Annotated in this window: 16 protein-coding genes; 10 read left to right on the forward strand and 6 right to left on the reverse strand. The window is 68.4% G+C overall.

Annotated features, from left to right (window positions below):
- The first annotated feature begins 41 nt into the window (after window positions 1-41).
- Entirely contained in the window at window positions 42-470 is a 429-nt protein-coding gene (locus MRBLMI13_RS10355; protein ID WP_079112128.1) for a DUF1761 domain-containing protein, read from the forward strand.
- Here MRBLMI13_RS10355 and MRBLMI13_RS10360 read toward each other — a convergent pair.
- Window positions 467-916, reverse strand: a complete 450-nt coding sequence (locus tag MRBLMI13_RS10360; RefSeq protein WP_367822318.1) for a VOC family protein — start codon at window positions 914-916, stop codon at window positions 467-469. The two genes, MRBLMI13_RS10355 and MRBLMI13_RS10360, sit on opposite strands and share 4 nt — an antisense overlap.
- A gap of 194 nt (window positions 917-1,110) precedes the next feature.
- Here MRBLMI13_RS10360 and MRBLMI13_RS10365 point away from each other — a divergent pair, with 194 nt between their 5' ends.
- Window positions 1,111-2,340, forward strand: coding sequence for a hypothetical protein (locus MRBLMI13_RS10365; protein ID WP_367822320.1), 1,230 nt, complete (start codon window positions 1,111-1,113; stop codon window positions 2,338-2,340).
- A 242-nt stretch (window positions 2,341-2,582) separates the two neighbouring features.
- Here the strand turns inward: MRBLMI13_RS10365 and purQ are convergent, their stop codons facing one another.
- The 3 genes from purQ to MRBLMI13_RS10380 all read right to left on the reverse strand — a co-directional run bounded on the left by purQ (window position 2,583) and on the right by MRBLMI13_RS10380 (window position 4,210).
- Window positions 2,583-3,290, reverse strand: coding sequence for a phosphoribosylformylglycinamidine synthase subunit PurQ (gene purQ / locus MRBLMI13_RS10370; protein ID WP_367822322.1), 708 nt, complete (start codon window positions 3,288-3,290; stop codon window positions 2,583-2,585).
- Window positions 3,287-3,535, reverse strand: a complete 249-nt coding sequence (gene purS / locus MRBLMI13_RS10375; protein ID WP_079112131.1) for a phosphoribosylformylglycinamidine synthase subunit PurS — start codon at window positions 3,533-3,535, stop codon at window positions 3,287-3,289. The genes purQ and purS overlap by 4 nt, the downstream gene beginning before the upstream one ends.
- Window positions 3,536-3,679: 144 nt before the next feature.
- Entirely contained in the window at window positions 3,680-4,210 is a 531-nt protein-coding gene (locus MRBLMI13_RS10380) for an adenine phosphoribosyltransferase (protein WP_042538063.1), read from the reverse strand.
- Window positions 4,211-4,367: 157 nt separating this feature from the next.
- On the opposite strand from MRBLMI13_RS10380, the gene MRBLMI13_RS10385 reads away from it, so the two are divergent.
- From MRBLMI13_RS10385 to MRBLMI13_RS10405, 5 genes are all read left to right on the forward strand, one after another.
- Entirely contained in the window at window positions 4,368-5,675 is a 1,308-nt protein-coding gene (locus MRBLMI13_RS10385) for an ABC transporter substrate-binding protein (protein ID WP_367822325.1), read from the forward strand.
- Between the two features lie 168 nt (window positions 5,676-5,843).
- Entirely contained in the window at window positions 5,844-6,932 is a 1,089-nt protein-coding gene (locus MRBLMI13_RS10390) for a carbohydrate ABC transporter permease (RefSeq protein ID WP_367822327.1), read from the forward strand.
- The gene (locus MRBLMI13_RS10395; RefSeq protein ID WP_367822329.1) at window positions 6,929-7,819 is read left to right on the forward strand and encodes a carbohydrate ABC transporter permease; all 891 of its coding nucleotides are present in this window, start codon (window positions 6,929-6,931) and stop codon (window positions 7,817-7,819) included. The genes MRBLMI13_RS10390 and MRBLMI13_RS10395 overlap by 4 nt, the downstream gene beginning before the upstream one ends.
- Window positions 7,820-7,824: 5 nt before the next feature.
- Window positions 7,825-9,255, forward strand: a complete 1,431-nt coding sequence (locus MRBLMI13_RS10400; protein WP_367822331.1) for a GH1 family beta-glucosidase — start codon at window positions 7,825-7,827, stop codon at window positions 9,253-9,255.
- 56 nt (window positions 9,256-9,311) lie between these two features.
- On the forward strand, window positions 9,312-10,307 hold the full coding sequence (locus MRBLMI13_RS10405) for a LacI family DNA-binding transcriptional regulator (protein ID WP_079112134.1): 996 nt from the start codon (window positions 9,312-9,314) through the stop codon (window positions 10,305-10,307).
- A gap of 98 nt (window positions 10,308-10,405) precedes the next feature.
- Here MRBLMI13_RS10405 and MRBLMI13_RS10410 read toward each other — a convergent pair whose 3' ends face one another.
- Window positions 10,406-11,200, reverse strand: coding sequence for a DUF1266 domain-containing protein (locus MRBLMI13_RS10410; RefSeq protein WP_367822333.1), 795 nt, complete (start codon window positions 11,198-11,200; stop codon window positions 10,406-10,408).
- 138 nt (window positions 11,201-11,338) lie between these two features.
- On the opposite strand from MRBLMI13_RS10410, the gene MRBLMI13_RS10415 reads away from it, so the two are divergent.
- Complete coding sequence (locus MRBLMI13_RS10415; RefSeq protein WP_367822335.1) at window positions 11,339-12,004, forward strand: TetR/AcrR family transcriptional regulator; 666 nt, start codon at window positions 11,339-11,341, stop codon at window positions 12,002-12,004.
- A gap of 34 nt (window positions 12,005-12,038) precedes the next feature.
- Here the strand turns inward: MRBLMI13_RS10415 and MRBLMI13_RS10420 are convergent, their stop codons facing one another.
- Window positions 12,039-12,695: a GntR family transcriptional regulator gene (locus MRBLMI13_RS10420; RefSeq protein ID WP_367822337.1), complete on the reverse strand. Its 657-nt coding sequence runs from the start codon at window positions 12,693-12,695 to the stop codon at window positions 12,039-12,041.
- Between the two features lie 174 nt (window positions 12,696-12,869).
- Between MRBLMI13_RS10420 and MRBLMI13_RS10425 the strand changes: the two genes are divergently transcribed.
- Both MRBLMI13_RS10425 and MRBLMI13_RS10430 read left to right on the forward strand, forming a co-directional pair.
- Complete coding sequence (locus tag MRBLMI13_RS10425) at window positions 12,870-14,147, forward strand: NRAMP family divalent metal transporter (RefSeq protein ID WP_042538044.1); 1,278 nt, start codon at window positions 12,870-12,872, stop codon at window positions 14,145-14,147.
- Window positions 14,148-14,151: 4 nt separating this feature from the next.
- Window positions 14,152-14,916, forward strand: coding sequence for a LamB/YcsF family protein (locus tag MRBLMI13_RS10430; RefSeq protein ID WP_042538041.1), 765 nt, complete (start codon window positions 14,152-14,154; stop codon window positions 14,914-14,916).

A 14,916-nucleotide genomic window follows, 5' to 3' on the forward strand; every position in this document is an offset into this window, starting at 1 on the left:
CCCGGGAGTAGGCTTCGGGCATCCGACGACTGGAGGCTGTCATGGTTCCCGAGATCAACTATTGGGCGGTTCTGCTCGCGACCGCGTCGAGCATGGTCGTCGGCACGATCTGGTACTCCCCGAAGGTGTTCGGCACGCGCTGGTCGAAGCTCGCGAACGTCGACATGGATCGCCCGGGCTCGAGCGCGACGATGGCGATCATCACCACCGTGTTCGTGAGCTTCGCGACGGCCTGGGTGCTGGCCGGAGCCTCCGCCATCGCGTGGCACTTCTACGACGGGTCGTTCTTCTGGGCGGCCGTCGTCACCGGTGTGCTGCTGTGGGCCGGATTCACCGCCGCGCGGTTCATCACCCACGATGCGTTCGAGGGGCGCCCGACAGCGCTGACCACCATGAACATCGCCCACGAGCTCGTCACGATCGTGGTCATGGCGCTGATCATCGGCGTCTGGCCGCCTGCGCTCGGCTAGCCCGCTGAGGCATCCTTCGTGAGGTCCTGCGCGAGCATCACGAGGATCCCGCTCGGGCCACGCAGGTAGGTGAGCTTGTAGACATCCTGGTAGTTCGCGACTCCCCGCAGGGGCCGGAATCCATGCCGGGCGGCGATGGCCAGGGACTCGTCGATGTCGTCCACCGAGAACGCCACCCGGTGCATCCCGATCTCGTTCGGCAGCGTGGGCTCGGTCTCGATCGCGTCGGGGTGGATGTACTCGAACAGCTCGAGCTGACCGTGGCCGTCCGGTGTCTGCAGCACGGCGATCTTCGCATGATTGCCGTCGAGGCCGACTGCGGTGTCGGCCCACTCTCCGCTGACCTCGTCGCGGCCGAGCACAGTGAGGCCGAGATCGGTGAAGAAGGCGATGGTCGCGTCGAGGTCGCGCACGGCGATGCCGACGTTCTCCAGTGTGATGGGCATGCGTCGGATGTTACTCGCGGGAGCGACACGCCGGATAAGGCGAAAGACTAGACCTTCGCCCCTTCCGCTCGGACTTCTTGGTATGCCAGCATTTTGCACGTGACCTCCTGGTCGCTCGCGGGTCGTGCACTCGAACCGCGGTCCACACTGAGGGGGTCTTGATGTCGGGTTCGTCGCGTCGATCGGCTCCGTGGATGGTCGCCGCCGCGCTCATCGCCGCCGCCCTGGTCGCGGGCGCGACGACCGCAGCCTCGGGCGATGGCCCCGCCGACGCTCCGACCGCCGACGTCGCCTCCGACCCCACGCTCTCCGTCGCCCTGGCCTACGAGTTCCTCGACGCCCGTGTCGACGAGTTCTGCGACGAAGCCGGGCACTGCCTCCCTCGCAGCTACGAGGGAGGGTTCTTCACCGACCTGCCGACGTGGGACTTCACTCCGTCCTTCGTCTACGACGACGCACTCGTCGTGATCGCGTACACCGCCAGGGGCCTGCCGGACGACATCCGCCGGGCGCAGACCATCGGCGACACCCTGCTCTTCGTGCAGGCGAACGATCCGATCGGCGACGGGCGAGTCCGCACGTCGTACGAACCCCACGGCATCCGACAGGGGCGCGTCGAGATCACCGGCCCGGGCACTTTCACGGGCAACCAGGCGTGGGCGGGCATGGCGCTCGCGCGTCTCTTCCACGCGACCGGCGAGTCGAAGTACCTCGACGGAGCCGTGCGGATCGCCGAGTGGATCCAGACCAACGCCGCCGACATGGCGCGGGCCCCCTTCGGCTATACGGGCGGTCAGCTCGAGAACGGCTCTTCGCTGGAGTGGAAGTCCACCGAGCACAACACCGATATCGCCGGCTTCTTCACGCAGCTGGCCCAGCTGACCGGCGACCCCGTGTGGGCCGACAGAGCGGCGGTGGCCACGGCATTCGTCGCCGCGATGCAGAGCGCAGACGGTCACGTCGACACCGGCACGCTGCTCGACGGGTCGACCACGAACGTCTATCCGGTGCCGCTCGACGCCCAGACCTGGACGCTGCTCGGCACGGGTGACCCGCGGTACGGTGCGGCTGTCGACTGGGCGCTCGCGAACCTCATGGCCACCGACGGGCCGTACACCGGCCCGTCCATCAGCCACGTCGACACCTCCAAGGTGTGGTTCGAGGGCAGCGGACACCTGGCACTGGCCCTGAAGCTGAGGGACGGAGCGGGCGACGCCGACCGCGCGGAGGCGCTGCTGAGCAGCATCCGACTCGGCCAGCGCGACGCGGCGAACGGAGACGGCAAGGGCATCGTGGCGACGTCGACCGACGGCCTGGATTCCGGCTTCGGCGACCTCTACTACGCCAGCCTGCACACCGGCGCGACGGCGTGGTACCTGCTCGCGGCCGCGGGGGACAACCCCTTCAGCGTTCCCGTCGACTGAGCGGCGCCGACTCCCGCCGGACGCGATTGCGATTGCGATTGCGGGGTCGGTTTCGCATCTTCAGACCGATGCGGGGTCGAAAAGGCATCCGATTCGGTCGTTTCCGATGCGGAATTGACCCCGGCTGTGTGCGGGGTGCGGAATCGACCCCGGGTAGGAGTGCGGATGCCGCGTCGACCGGCCCCGGCCCTGGCGGGCTGCTGACCGGCGCGCCCGCGTGCCCTTCGGTGCTCAGGCGGTGCTTACGCGGCGACGTGCACGACCGCGGCGACCGCGCTCGTGAAGAAGTCGAGTCCGTCGAGGCCCGAGCGCATGGCGGCCGAGGTGTCGGGGCCGAAGCCGGCCTCGGTGGCGTGCTCGGGGTGCGGCATGAGCCCCACGACGTTGCCCGCCTCGTTGGTGAGTCCGGCGATGTCGCGCAGCGATCCGTTGGGGTTGACGCCCGCATAGCGGAAGGCCACGAGACCCTCGCCCTCGAGACGGTCGAGCGTCTCTTCGTCGGCGATGTAGCCGCCGTCGGCGTTCTTCAGCGGGATCGTGATCTCCTGGCCGGTGCGGAAGCGGTTCGTCCACGCCGTGTCGGAGTTCTCGACGATGAGCTTCTGGTCGCGACGCACGAAGTGCTGGTGGTCGTTGCGGATCAGGCCGCCGGGCAGCAGGTGCGCCTCGACGAGCATCTGGAAGCCGTTGCAGATGCCGAGGATCGGCATGCCCTTGGCGGCTGCGTCCTTGACCTCGCTCATGATCGGCGACAGCGCGGCGATCGCTCCGGCGCGCAGGTAGTCGCCGTAGCTGAAGCCACCGGGCAGCACCAGGGCATCGACGCCTTCGAGGTCGTGCGAACCGTGCCAGAGGGCGACGGGCTCGGCGCCGGCGATGCGCACGGCGCGCTGCGCGTCGCGGTCGTCGAGCGAGCCGGGGAAGGTGATGACTCCGATGCGGACGCTCACTCAGCGACCTCGATGCCCACGACGTCTTCGATCACGGAGTTGGAGAGCACCTCGTCGGCGATGCGACGGGCCTCGGCGAGGATCTCGTCGGTGACCTCGCCCTCGACGGTGAGCTCGAAGCGCTTGCCGATGCGGACATCGGTGAAGCCCTCGACGCCCAGACGGGAGAATGCGCCAGAGACGGCCTTCCCCTGCGGGTCGAGCAGTTCGGGCTTGGGCATGACGTCGACGACGATGGTGGGCATGTGGATCCTCCTGGCGGCCGCAGGCCGCAGCTATCGGTCGTTGAGCGACGAGCGCAGCGAGGAGTCGAAACGCGGGAGTCGCGGGCGGACGGGCGCGACCAGTCTACCGGCTCGCGGAAGGCGCCTTGAGCGAGAGCGCGAGCGTCAGGCGTGGAAGACGGTGTGCAGGTCGCCGATGGCCTCGCGGCCGCCCAGGCCGTCGATCTCGAACAGCACCGAGATCCCGACGACGTGGCTGCCGAGGCGCTCCACGAGCTCGCGTCCTGCGGCGAGCGTGCCACCCGTGGCGAGCACGTCGTCGATCAGCAGCACGCGGGACCCTGCGGGCAGGTCGTCGTGCATCTCGATCGTCGCCGTGCCGTACTCGAGCGCGTAGTCGACGGATGCCGCGGGCCGGGGGAGCTTGCCGGCCTTGCGGATCGGGATGAGTCCCACGCCGGCGGCGATGGCGGCCGCCCCGGCGAGGATGAACCCCCGCGCCTCGATGCCCGCGACCACGTCGAACTGCCCCGCGAACGGCGCGATGATCGCGTCGGTCGTGGCCTGAAGCGCTTCGGCGTCGGCGAGCAGCGGCGTGATGTCGCGGAAGATGATCCCCGCCTCCGGGTAGTCCGGGATGCTGCGGATCAGCGATTCGGCGCGGACGAGGGCGGGGGAGAGTTCGGTGTCGGGCACCGGTCAAGGGTACGCCAACGCGAGGGCTTGACATTCGTGGGAGCGCTCCCATAGAGTCTCTCATCAATGCGTGGGAGCGCTCCCACGAGTGTTCCGCGCATTGCCCCGACGCACCACACGCACCACCACCGCACGACCCACCACAAAGGAGTGAACTGTGAACACACGTGCCCGCAAGCGGATCCTGACGGCAGCAGCCGTCGCATCCGTCTCTGCCCTGGCCCTCACCGGCTGCGCCTCTGCCGACTCGGGAGACAGCGCCACCGGTGACGAGAAGGTCACGCTGACCGTCACGACGTTCGGCACCTTCGGATACGACGACCTCTACGACGAGTACGAGAAGGCGAACCCGAACGTCACGATCGAGGCGACCAACATCGACACCGGCGGCAACGCCCGCACCGACGCGTTCACGAAGATCGCGGCAGGCTCGGGCCTGAGCGACGTCGTGGCGATCGAGGAGGGCTGGCTCGGCGCCATCATGGACGTCTCCGACACCTTCGTCGACCTGCGCGACTACGGCATCGAAGACCGCAAGGCCGACTGGGTCGACTGGAAGTACGGACAGGCGACCGATGCCGAGGGCCGCGTGATCGGCTACGGCACCGACATCGGCCCGAGCGGCATCTGCTACAACGGCGCAGCCTTCGAGGCAGCAGGACTCCCGAGCGACCGCGAGTCGGTGGCCGAGCTGCTGAACGGCGACTGGGAGAACTACTTCGCGGTGGGTGCCGAGTACACGGCGAAGACCGGCAAGGCCTGGTACGACCACTCCGGCTTCGTCTGGAACGCCATGGTCAACCAGCTCGACGAGGGCTACTACACCTCCGATGGCGAGCTCAACGTCGAGGACAACGCCGAGCTCAAGGAGCGCTTCGAACTGCTCGGCTCCGCGACCGAGGGCGGCCAGTCCGCCGCGCAGACCGCATGGGACTGGAACGGCGGCAAGTCGTTCGTCGACGGCACCTTCGCCACGTTCGTCTGCCCCGGCTGGATGCTCGGGGTCGTGCAGGGTCAGGTCGAGGCCGGAGGCGGCGACGCGTCGACCGGCTGGGACTTCGCCGACGTGTTCCCCGGCGGAGCAGCCAACTGGGGCGGCGCCTTCCTGTCGATCCCCGAGAGCTCCGAGCACAAGGAAGCCGCGGCCGACCTGGCCGACTGGCTGACGCAGCCCGAGCAGCAGGTCAAGCAGTCCGCCGCCGCGGGCAACTTCCCCTCCACCGTCGAGGCGCAGGAGACGCTCTCCGCAGAGGCGACGCCGAACGCGTTCTTCAACGACGCGCCCACCGGCGCCATCCTCGCCGAGCGTGCGAAGGGTGTCGTGGCGCAGTTCAAGGGCGCCGATGACTCGGTGATCCAGGAGAACGTCTTCGGTCCGGCCCTCAGCGGCCTCGACCGCGGCGAGACCGACACCCAGGGCGCCTGGGATGCCGCGGTCAAGCTCCTGAACGAGCTGGTCGACTGACCCTCCGGTCGTTGAGCGAGCGCGGCGGAGCCGCCCGAGACGAAACGCTCACCGCGTCTCGTCTCGGGGCTTCGCTCCTCGCTCAACGACCGACGACTCTCCGGTCGTTGAGCGAGCACGGCGGAGCCGAGCGAGACGACACGCGCCACTCAGACGAAGGAACCCCTCATGACCCTCACAGCGGAACGCCGCGAGACGGCATCCGATGCGCCGAAGGCGGATGCCGCTGGCCGGCGTCCCTGGCGGCACCGCCTCTCGCGGTTCGACCAGAACGCGTCCCCGTACTTCTACATCTCGCCGTTCTTCCTGCTGTTCGGGCTGGTCGGACTCTTCCCTCTGCTCTACACGGTGTGGGTGGCCGTGCACGAGTGGGACCTGCTCAAGGGGCAGGGTGAGTTCATCGGCGCAGGGAACTTCATCGAGATCCTCGGCGACGCGATGTTCTGGAACTCGATCTTCAACACCCTGAGCATCTTCCTGCTGTCGGCGATCCCGCAGCTCGCGGTCGCCCTGGTGATCGCGTACCTGCTCGATCGCGGCCTCCGCGCCCCCACCTTCTGGCGCATGAGCATCCTCATCCCGTTCGTGGTCACGCCCGTCGCCGTCGCCATCATCTTCTCGAGCATCTTCAACGAGGCCGACGGCCTCGCCAACAACCTGCTCAACCTGATCGGCATCGCCGACCAGCAGTGGAAGCACGACACCGCGCTCTCGCACCTGGCGATCGCCGTGATGGTGAACTTCCGCTGGACCGGCTACAACGCCCTCATCCTGCTCGCCGCCATGCAGGCGGTGCCTCGCGACCGCTACGAGTCGGCCGCGCTCGACGGCGCAGGAGCCGCGCGTCGCTTCTTCTCGATCACGATCCCCACGATCCGCCCGACCCTCATCTTCGTGATCATCACGGCCACGATCGGCGGTCTGCAGATCTTCGCCGAGCCCCGTCTGTTCGACGTCTCGACCGCGGGCGGCATCGGCGGCAGCGACCGACAGTTCCAGACCACGGTGCTGTTCCTGTGGGAGCTCGCCTTCTTCCGTCGAGACCTCGGCGAGGCATCCGCCGTCGCGATCCTGCTGTTCCTGCTCATCGTGGGCATCGGAGTGATCAACTTCCTCATCTCGAGGCGGATCTCGACAGGCGATGCTCCCCAGAACCGTGCCGCGCGACGGCGCGCACGCACCGCCGCGGCCGCAGCCGCGACGGCCGCAGCCGCAGGCTCGACGATCGCCACCACCACTGAGGAGAACGCGCGATGACCGCCACACAGGCGCTGAGCGTCCCCGAGAAGATCCGCAGGCGCCGAGGCGCCGTCGGCGGAAACGCCGGAATCGGCAGCCGCCCCGGATTTTTCACCTACGGCCTGCTCGCCGCATTCATCATCGGCAGCGTCTACCCGCTGTGGTGGTCGGTCGTCGTGGCGAGCGGCACCAACTCGACGCGCGGCGAGACCCTGCCGTTGATCCCCGGCGGCAACTTCCTCGCCAACGCCGCCAAGGTGTTCGACGCGATCCCGTTCTGGCTGGCGCTCGGGAACTCGTTCCTCATCTCCGGCATCATCACGCTGTCGGTCGTGACGTTCTCGACGCTCGCCGGATACGCGTTCGCCAAGCTCCGCTTCAAGGGACGCGACGGACTGATGATCTTCGTGATCGCGACCATGGCGATCCCGACGCAGCTCGGCATCATCCCCCTGTTCATGCTGATGCGCGAGCTCGGCTGGACGGGGTCGATCGGCGCGGTCATCGTGCCGACCCTGGTCACCGCCTTCGGCGTCTTCTTCATGCGGCAGTACCTGGTCGACGTGATCCCCGACGAGCTGATCGAGGCCGCGCGCATGGACGGCGCCAACCAGTTCCGCACGTTCCTCACCGTCGGCCTCCCGGCGGCTCGGCCCGCCATGGCGATCCTCGGGCTCTTCACCTTCATGACCGCGTGGACCGACTACCTGTGGCCGCTGATCGTGCTCTCCCCGCAGAACCCGACTCTGCAGACGGCGCTCAGCCAGCTGCAGTCCGGCTATTACATCGACTACTCGATCGTGCTCGCCGGCGCGGTGCTCGCGACCCTTCCGCTGCTCGTCCTCTTCGTGGTGGCGGGCCGGCAGCTGGTCAGTGGCATCATGGCGGGCGCGGTGAAAGGATGACCCCTATGACCCGCGCCTTCCCCGAGAACTTCCTGTTCGGCGCCGCGACAGCGGCGTACCAGATCGAGGGGGCCGCTTTCGAAGACGGGCGCACCGCGTCGATCTGGGATGCCTTCAGCCGCGAGCCGGGTGCGGTCATCGGCGGGGACAACGGCGACGTGGCGTGCGACCACTATCACCGCTACCCGCAGGACGTCGCGCTCATGAAGGAGCTCGGGCTGCAGACCTACCGCTTCTCGACCTCGTGGTCGCGGGTGCGTCCTGACGGCGGCGCGGTCAACGCGAAGGGCGTCGACTTCTACGAGCGCCTCGTCGACGAGCTGCTCGCGAACGACATCCTGCCGTGGCTGACCCTGTATCACTGGGACATGCCGCAGGCGCTGCAGGAGACCGGCGGCTGGACGAACCGCGACACCGTCGGACGCTTCCTCGAGTACGCGGGCACGATGCACGACGCACTGGGCGACCGTGTGAACGTGTGGACGACGCTGAACGAGCCCTGGTGCTCGTCGTTCCTCTCCTACACGGGCGGCGAGCACGCTCCCGGGCACACGAGCGTCGCCGAGGGGCTGCTCTCGGCCCACCACCTGCTGCTCGCCCACGGCGAGACGGTGCGCGAGCTGCGCGGTCGGGATGCGAGCCTCAACCTCGGCATCACCCTGAACCACACCGTCGCAGACCCGGCGGATCCGGCGAATCCCGCCGACGTCGACGCGGCTCGTCGGGTCGACGGCCAGTTCAACCGCTGGTTCCTCGACCCGATCTACCGCGGCGTGTACCCCGACGACATCATCAGGGACATCAGGGCGGTGGATGCCGACGCGGTGGCGCGCTTCACGGATGCCGTCCATGACGGCGATCTCGACGTGATCTCGCAGCCCATCGACACGCAGGGCGTCAACTACTACCACGGCGACTTCGTGTCGGGCACGGCGCCGGCGGAGATGCCGGTCAGCGGCGGGCCCGCGACGGATCGCCCCGCACGCAGCCCCTACCCGTCGAGCGATGGCATCTACGCGGTCGAACGCGGACTGCCGCGCACCGCCCAGAACTGGGAGGTGCAGCCCGAGGGGCTGACCCGTCTGCTGCAGCGCGTGTGGACCGACTACGCCGAGCCCGCGGGAACCGTGCTCTACATGACCGAGAACGGTGCTGCCTACGACGACGTCGCCGTGGTCGAAGACGGCGAGATCCGTGTGCACGACGCCGACCGCACCGAGTTCCTGCGGCTGCACCTCGCGGCCGTGCTCGACGCGGCAGATGCCGGCGTCGATGTGCGCGGCTACTTCTACTGGTCGATGTTCGACAACTTCGAATGGGCATGGGGCTACGACAAGCGCTTCGGCATCGTGCGCGTCGACTACGACACCCAGGAGCGGAGTCTGAAGGACTCCGGTCGGGAGTACGCTCGCATCATCGCCGCCCGCACTCTCTGACGCCGGCAGCGACAGTCGAGAGCATCCGGCCTCGCGGCCGGACAGAGGGGAGAGCCGTGTCGTCACGAGCGACCATCGAAGAGGTGGCATCGGCCGCAGGGGTGTCGAGATCGACGGTGTCGCGGGTCGTCAACGGCTCGACGGCGGTGAGCCCTGAGGCCCTCGAGTCGGTGAAGCGCGCGATCGAGGAGCTCAGCTACGTGCCCAATCGCGCGGCTCGCTCGCTCGCGTCGAGGCAGACTCACGCGATCGCGCTGATCGTGCCCGAAGACACCACGCGCTTCTTCGGCGACCCGTTCTTCGCGTCGATCGTCGCGGGCATCACGGGTGCGCTCCGGGGGTCGGACTACCTGCTCAACCTGCTCATCGCGAGCGATGATCCCGGCGACAAGATGACCAGCTTCGTGCGCAACGGCGGTGTCGACGGCGCGCTCATCGTGTCTCACCACACCAGCGACGCCTTCATCGACCGGGTCGCCGACGCCGTGCCCGTGGTCTGGGGCGGCCGACCGGTGCGGATCCGCGAGGGTGACTACGTGGTCGACGTCGACAACGTCGCCGGAGCTCGCACGGCCACCCGGCATCTGATCGAGACCGGCCGCACACGCATCGCGACGATATCGGGACCCATGACGATGGTCTCGTCGGTCGACCGCGTGCAGGGCTTCCGCGGCGCATTGGCGGACGCCGGGCTCTCACCGTTCGCCGAAGAGGCGGGTGACTACAGCGAGGCCAGCGGAGCGGATGCGGCGCGCCGCATCCTCGCCGAGGGCCGCCCCGACGCGATCTTCGTCGCCAGCGACCTCATGGCCCGTGGCGCCCTGACGGCGCTGCGCTCCGCCGGCATCCGTGTTCCCGAAGACGTCGCGCTCGTCGGATTCGACGACTCCTCCGTCGCGCTGAGCACCGAACCGCAGCTGACCACGATGCGACAGCCGATGTATGCGCAGGGGGAGGCGATGGCCGGAGTGCTGCTCTCGCGCCTCGCGGGTCGCGACCCCGCGCACACGACGATCCTCCCGACCGAGCTCGTGGTGCGCGCCTCGTCGTAGCCGCTCCACGCGATCCGCGTCTCCGCCGGCGCGGAAGTGAACACGGATGCGGACCATACGCCCCTCCAGGTCGGCCCGCATCCGTGGGTCTGGGTCGGTCAGGTGATCCGGTACTGGTGACGGCGCCGAGACCGCTGATCGATGACCGCGGGCCACGGCATCGTCGCCCACGGGCCGTTCCGCTTCGCGGTGGATGCACTCGCGAAGACGGTCCACGAATCGCCGTACTTCTCGAACGAGTCCTCGTCGAGATCGCCGTCGCTCCAGTGCATGACACGTCCGGCGATGTAGCTCAGGCCGAAATCGGCCCACGACACGAACGACGGGCGGGTGTCGACGCTGATCCGGTGGATGATGCGACGCGCCTCGGCGACGTCGGCGTATCCGAGCGCCACACCCCAGGTCGTCATCGCCACGGCCTGGCCGAGTGCGTACGCGTCGAGGGTGCGGACGTAGAGGTCGGGCGTCACGACGTCTTTGCCGACTCGCCTGCGCACTTCCTGCTCGATGTGCTCGATGCCGCGGACGAAAGGTCGTGCGTCGCGTCGGTCCCCGCCCTCATCGGCGATCGCGGTGAGCCACTCCTTCGTCGTCGGCACCCGCCCGAGGGCTGTGTGCAGGTCGTTGCGCACGGCGAGATGGAGCATCCAGCCATGCCGTCGTCGTCGCACCGTGGTCAGGTGATCGATCATGCCGAGCCAGTCCGCGCGATCGTGGATGCCCCACTGCTCGGCGAGCAGCGCCTTCTCCTCGGTTCCGAGGCCGGGGGCCGTCGGGTCGTTCCACGGGCCGGACGGCAGGCTGCTGATCTGCAGCAGGCCCAGGGCGATCTCGTTCGCCTCGGTGTCATCCGTGGAGTACAGCTCGGACGGTGCGAGCCTCTGGGGTCGCATGAACCATCCTGTCGCGCTCATCACACTCCTGAGGGTGAGGCCTGGCGTAGCTCATAGCTTGAACAGCTATTCAGTCGCTAATATATAGCGTCCGGGGGGAGAAATCGAAGTCGTCCGATGCTGGGGAGCGGGACACGAATGGCACGTTCAGACGAACACAACCGGGCGGCGCGTGAACGATCCCGCGAAGCCATCCTGCGGGCAGCGGTCGATCTGTTCGCCGAGCGCGGCGTCTCGGGCGCGAGCATCGCTGAGATCACGCGGCGAGCCGGAGTCGCTCAGGGCCTCGCGAACTATCACTTCGGGAACAAGGAGCGGCTGATCGCCGCAGTGCTCGACCGGTGGTTCGAGACGCTGTTCGGCATCCCCCAGGCCGAGGGGTCGGCCGACGACCGTCTCGCCGGCATCATCGACGGCGCCCTCACCGCCACGGGCTACGCCCTTCCGGTGCAGCGCGCGGTCTTCGCGATGCAGCAGCAGCCGACCACCCACCGCCTGTATGCGGAGGCCGAAGAGCGGCACGCGGAGGAGGCGAGGGCGTCGGAGGACATCGTTCGCGGGGTCTTCCGCGAACGCGGCGCCGCGGATCCGGCGCTCGAGGAGATCATGCTGCGCAGCACCCTCGAGGGCATCTTCATGAAGTACGCCGTCTACGGCGACACGTATCCTCTCGAAGACGCTCGCCGCTGGATGCACCGGCTCTACGGGCTCCCCGAGCCGCAGGCGCCGCTTCCTCTCCAGCTCGCCCCGCGGGACCCCGACGCGAGGACCAGAGCGTCGGGCGCGCTGCGCGCAGAGGGATGACCCCGGCACCGACATCGATCGGCGACGGTCGGGATCAGCCCAGCTGCATCCGGGCGAACGCACCGAGCACGACGCGTTCCGACTGCACGAGGTAGCGCTCGAGCTCGGCCGCGCCTTCCTGCGCGCCCTGCGTGAGGAAGGTGTCGAGCACGGCGCGGTTCTTGCGCACGAACGGCTCGTGGAGCGATCGCGGATCGTCGATCTTCAGGAACGCCAGCCGCAGCTCGGCCGCCAGGTCGCGATAGGTGCGGGCCAGGCGGGGGCTGTCGGCGAGATCGACCAGGGCGACGTGGAATGCCATATTGGCGCTGCCCACCTCGCGCCAGGCGCCCGCATCGTCGTGGACGGCATCCCGGGCGGCCTTCTCGGCGGCGAGCACCGCCTGCTGCATCCGCTGCACCGAGGGGTGCTCGGGCTCGGAGTGCAGGAGCGCCGTGCATTCGATGACGCGGCGTGCTCGGTAGATGTCGATGACGTCGGCTATCGAGGGCGACGCGACGGAGACGCCCCGGTGCGGCACGTGCTCGAGAAGACCCTGCTCGGAGAGCGCGCGGAACGCCTCTCGCAGCGTGTTGCGCGCGACGCCGAAGTGCTCGGCGAGGGAAGATTCCGACAGCCGTGAACCGGGGGCGAAGGCGCCGTCGATGATCTGCTGACGGAGCGCATCGGCGAGCATGCCCTGCTGGTTCATGCCTTCATCGTAGGCGGCGGGCGCGGCGGATCGTTCGAGGAGGCGACCATGGCATCACGCGAACGCAACTCGGTCGTAGCACAGCCGAAACAAAGTTGTTGAACAATATTGCTCGATCCGTTCTACACTGGGTGTCACTCGACACCCACCAACGACGATGGGAAATCCCCCGCAATGTCAGAGAACACCGCAGCCCCGCTGTCCGCAGAAGACGAAGTCCGCCTCGCCGGAGCCAAGAGGCGGGCAGGCCGCAGCGCCGTGATCGGCGCGATCTTCCTGATGGCCACCAGCGCCATCGGCCCCGGATTCATCACCCAGACGGCCACGTTCACCGCGACGATGGGGGCCGCCTTCGCGTTCGCGATCCTCGTCTCGATCCTCATCGACATCGCAGTGCAGCTGAACGTCTGGCGCATGATCACCTCATCGGGCAAGCGCGCCGGAGAGCTCGCCAACAGCGCCATCCCGTTCTCCGGACACCTGATCGCCGTGCTCGTCGTGATCGGCGGACTGGCCTTCAACATCGGCAACATCGCGGGTGGCGGACTGGGCCTCAACGCCCTGCTCGGCATCGATCCCAAGCTCGGCGGCGCACTCACCGCGGCCCTCGCGATCATCATCTTCCTCGTCAAGAAGGCGGGCCCGGTGATGGACGTCGTGCTGATCGTGCTCGGCGTGGGCATGATCGTGATGACCGTGATCGTCGCGGTGATCGCCCAGCCGCCGATCGGCGAGGCCCTGCGACAGACGTTCGTGCCCGACGAACTGAACTTCGCCACGATCACCACGATCGTCGGCGGAACGGTCGGCGGATACATCACCTACTCGGGCGCCCACCGCTACCTCGACTCCGGACACACCGGTCCGGAGCAGGCCGGCCCGGTGATGCGCGCCGCGGCGAACGGCATCCTCGTCACCGGCATCATGCGCTACGTGCTGTTCCTCGCGATCCTCGGTGTGGTCGCCTCCGGCGTCTCGCTCGACCTGTCGAGCCAGGCCGCGAACCCCGCAGGACAGGCCTTCGGTGCCGTGCTCGGCGACGCGGGGCTGCGCATCTTCGGTGCGATCTTCTGGGCCGCGGCCATCAGCTCGGTGATCGGCGCCGCATACACGTCGGCGACCTTCCTCTCGACCTTCACGAAGAAGCTCAGGGGCGGCTGGCCGCTGCAGCTGGCCACCGTCGCCTTCATCGTCGTGTCGCTGATCGTCTACCTGTCGATCGGCACGGCGCCGGCTGCGATCCTCGTGTTCGTCGGCGGCTTCAACGGTCTCATCCTCCCCATCGGCCTCACGGTCTTCATGTACATCGGCTGGTTCCGTCGTGACCTGCTCGGCTCGAAGAAGTACCCGCTGTGGCTGCTCATCGCGGGCACGGTCGTGACGCTGCTCACCTGGTACATGGGCATCGTCTCGGTCGGCCCGATCTTCGCCTTCCTCGGAACCGGAGCGTGACCCCGTGGCATCGATCGACCTGAACTCGGACCTCGGCGAGAACGTCGCCGACCGGATCGTCAGCGACGACGAGAGCATGCTCGACCTCGTGACGAGTGCGAACGTGGCGTGCGGCTTCCACGCGGGCAGCCCCGAGGGCATCCGCGCGACCCTCGCCAGCGCGGTGGCCGGAGGTGTCGTGATCGGCGCGCACCCCGGCTACCGCGACTACGAGAACTTCGGCCGTACGAAGGTCGACATCGATTCGGCCACGCTGCAGGCCCACGTCGAGTACCAGCTCGGGGCGCTGATCGGTCTCGCCGCAGCCGTCGGCGGAAAGGTCGCCTACGTCAAGCCGCACGGAGCGCTCTACAACACGATCGCCCGCGATGAGCGGCAGTCGAAGGACGTGGTGGCAGCCATCCGCGCGATCGATCCGAGCCTCGTGCTGCTGGGCCTGGCCGGAGGTGTCGTGCTCGACGTCGCCGAGCGCGCGGGGCTGCAGACTGCGGCAGAGGCCTTCGCCGATCGGGCGTATCAGCCCGACGGGCAGCTCGTCTCGCGCACCGAGCCCGGGTCTGTGCTGCATGATCCCGCGGCGGTCGCCGAGCGCATGGTGCGCCTGGCCGGCGAAGGAGTGATCCGCGCGATCGACGGCACCGACGTGCCCGTCAGTGCGCAGTCGATCTGCGTGCACGGAGACAGCCCTGGTTCGGTGGCCATGGCGGCAGAGACGAAGCGGATGCTGCAGCAAGCGGGCATCACGATCGCACCGTTCGCGGGCGTCTGA

It is taken from the genome of Microbacterium sp. LMI13-1-1.1, assembly GCF_040815625.1.
GTDB classification, from domain to species: Bacteria; Actinomycetota; Actinomycetes; order Actinomycetales; family Microbacteriaceae; genus Microbacterium; species Microbacterium forte.

Bases quoted from the DNA above. Each gene is read 5' to 3' on its own strand.
- MRBLMI13_RS10355 (WP_079112128.1), top strand. From the start codon at position 42: ATGGTTCCCGAGATCAACTATTGGGCGGTTCTGCTCGCGACCGCGTCG.
- MRBLMI13_RS10360 (WP_367822318.1), bottom strand. From the start codon at position 916: ATGCCCATCACACTGGAGAACGTCGGCATCGCCGTGCGCGACCTCGAC.
- MRBLMI13_RS10365 (WP_367822320.1), top strand. From the start codon at position 1,111: ATGGTCGCCGCCGCGCTCATCGCCGCCGCCCTGGTCGCGGGCGCGACG.
- purS (WP_079112131.1), bottom strand. From the start codon at position 3,535: ATGCCCACCATCGTCGTCGACGTCATGCCCAAGCCCGAACTGCTCGAC.
- MRBLMI13_RS10390 (WP_367822327.1), top strand. From the start codon at position 5,844: ATGACCCTCACAGCGGAACGCCGCGAGACGGCATCCGATGCGCCGAAG.
- MRBLMI13_RS10395 (WP_367822329.1), top strand. From the start codon at position 6,929: ATGACCGCCACACAGGCGCTGAGCGTCCCCGAGAAGATCCGCAGGCGC.
- MRBLMI13_RS10400 (WP_367822331.1), top strand. From the start codon at position 7,825: ATGACCCGCGCCTTCCCCGAGAACTTCCTGTTCGGCGCCGCGACAGCG.
- MRBLMI13_RS10410 (WP_367822333.1), bottom strand. From the start codon at position 11,200: ATGCGACCCCAGAGGCTCGCACCGTCCGAGCTGTACTCCACGGATGAC.
- MRBLMI13_RS10415 (WP_367822335.1), top strand. From the start codon at position 11,339: ATGGCACGTTCAGACGAACACAACCGGGCGGCGCGTGAACGATCCCGC.
- MRBLMI13_RS10420 (WP_367822337.1), bottom strand. From the start codon at position 12,695: ATGAACCAGCAGGGCATGCTCGCCGATGCGCTCCGTCAGCAGATCATC.
- MRBLMI13_RS10425 (WP_042538044.1), top strand. From the start codon at position 12,870: ATGTCAGAGAACACCGCAGCCCCGCTGTCCGCAGAAGACGAAGTCCGC.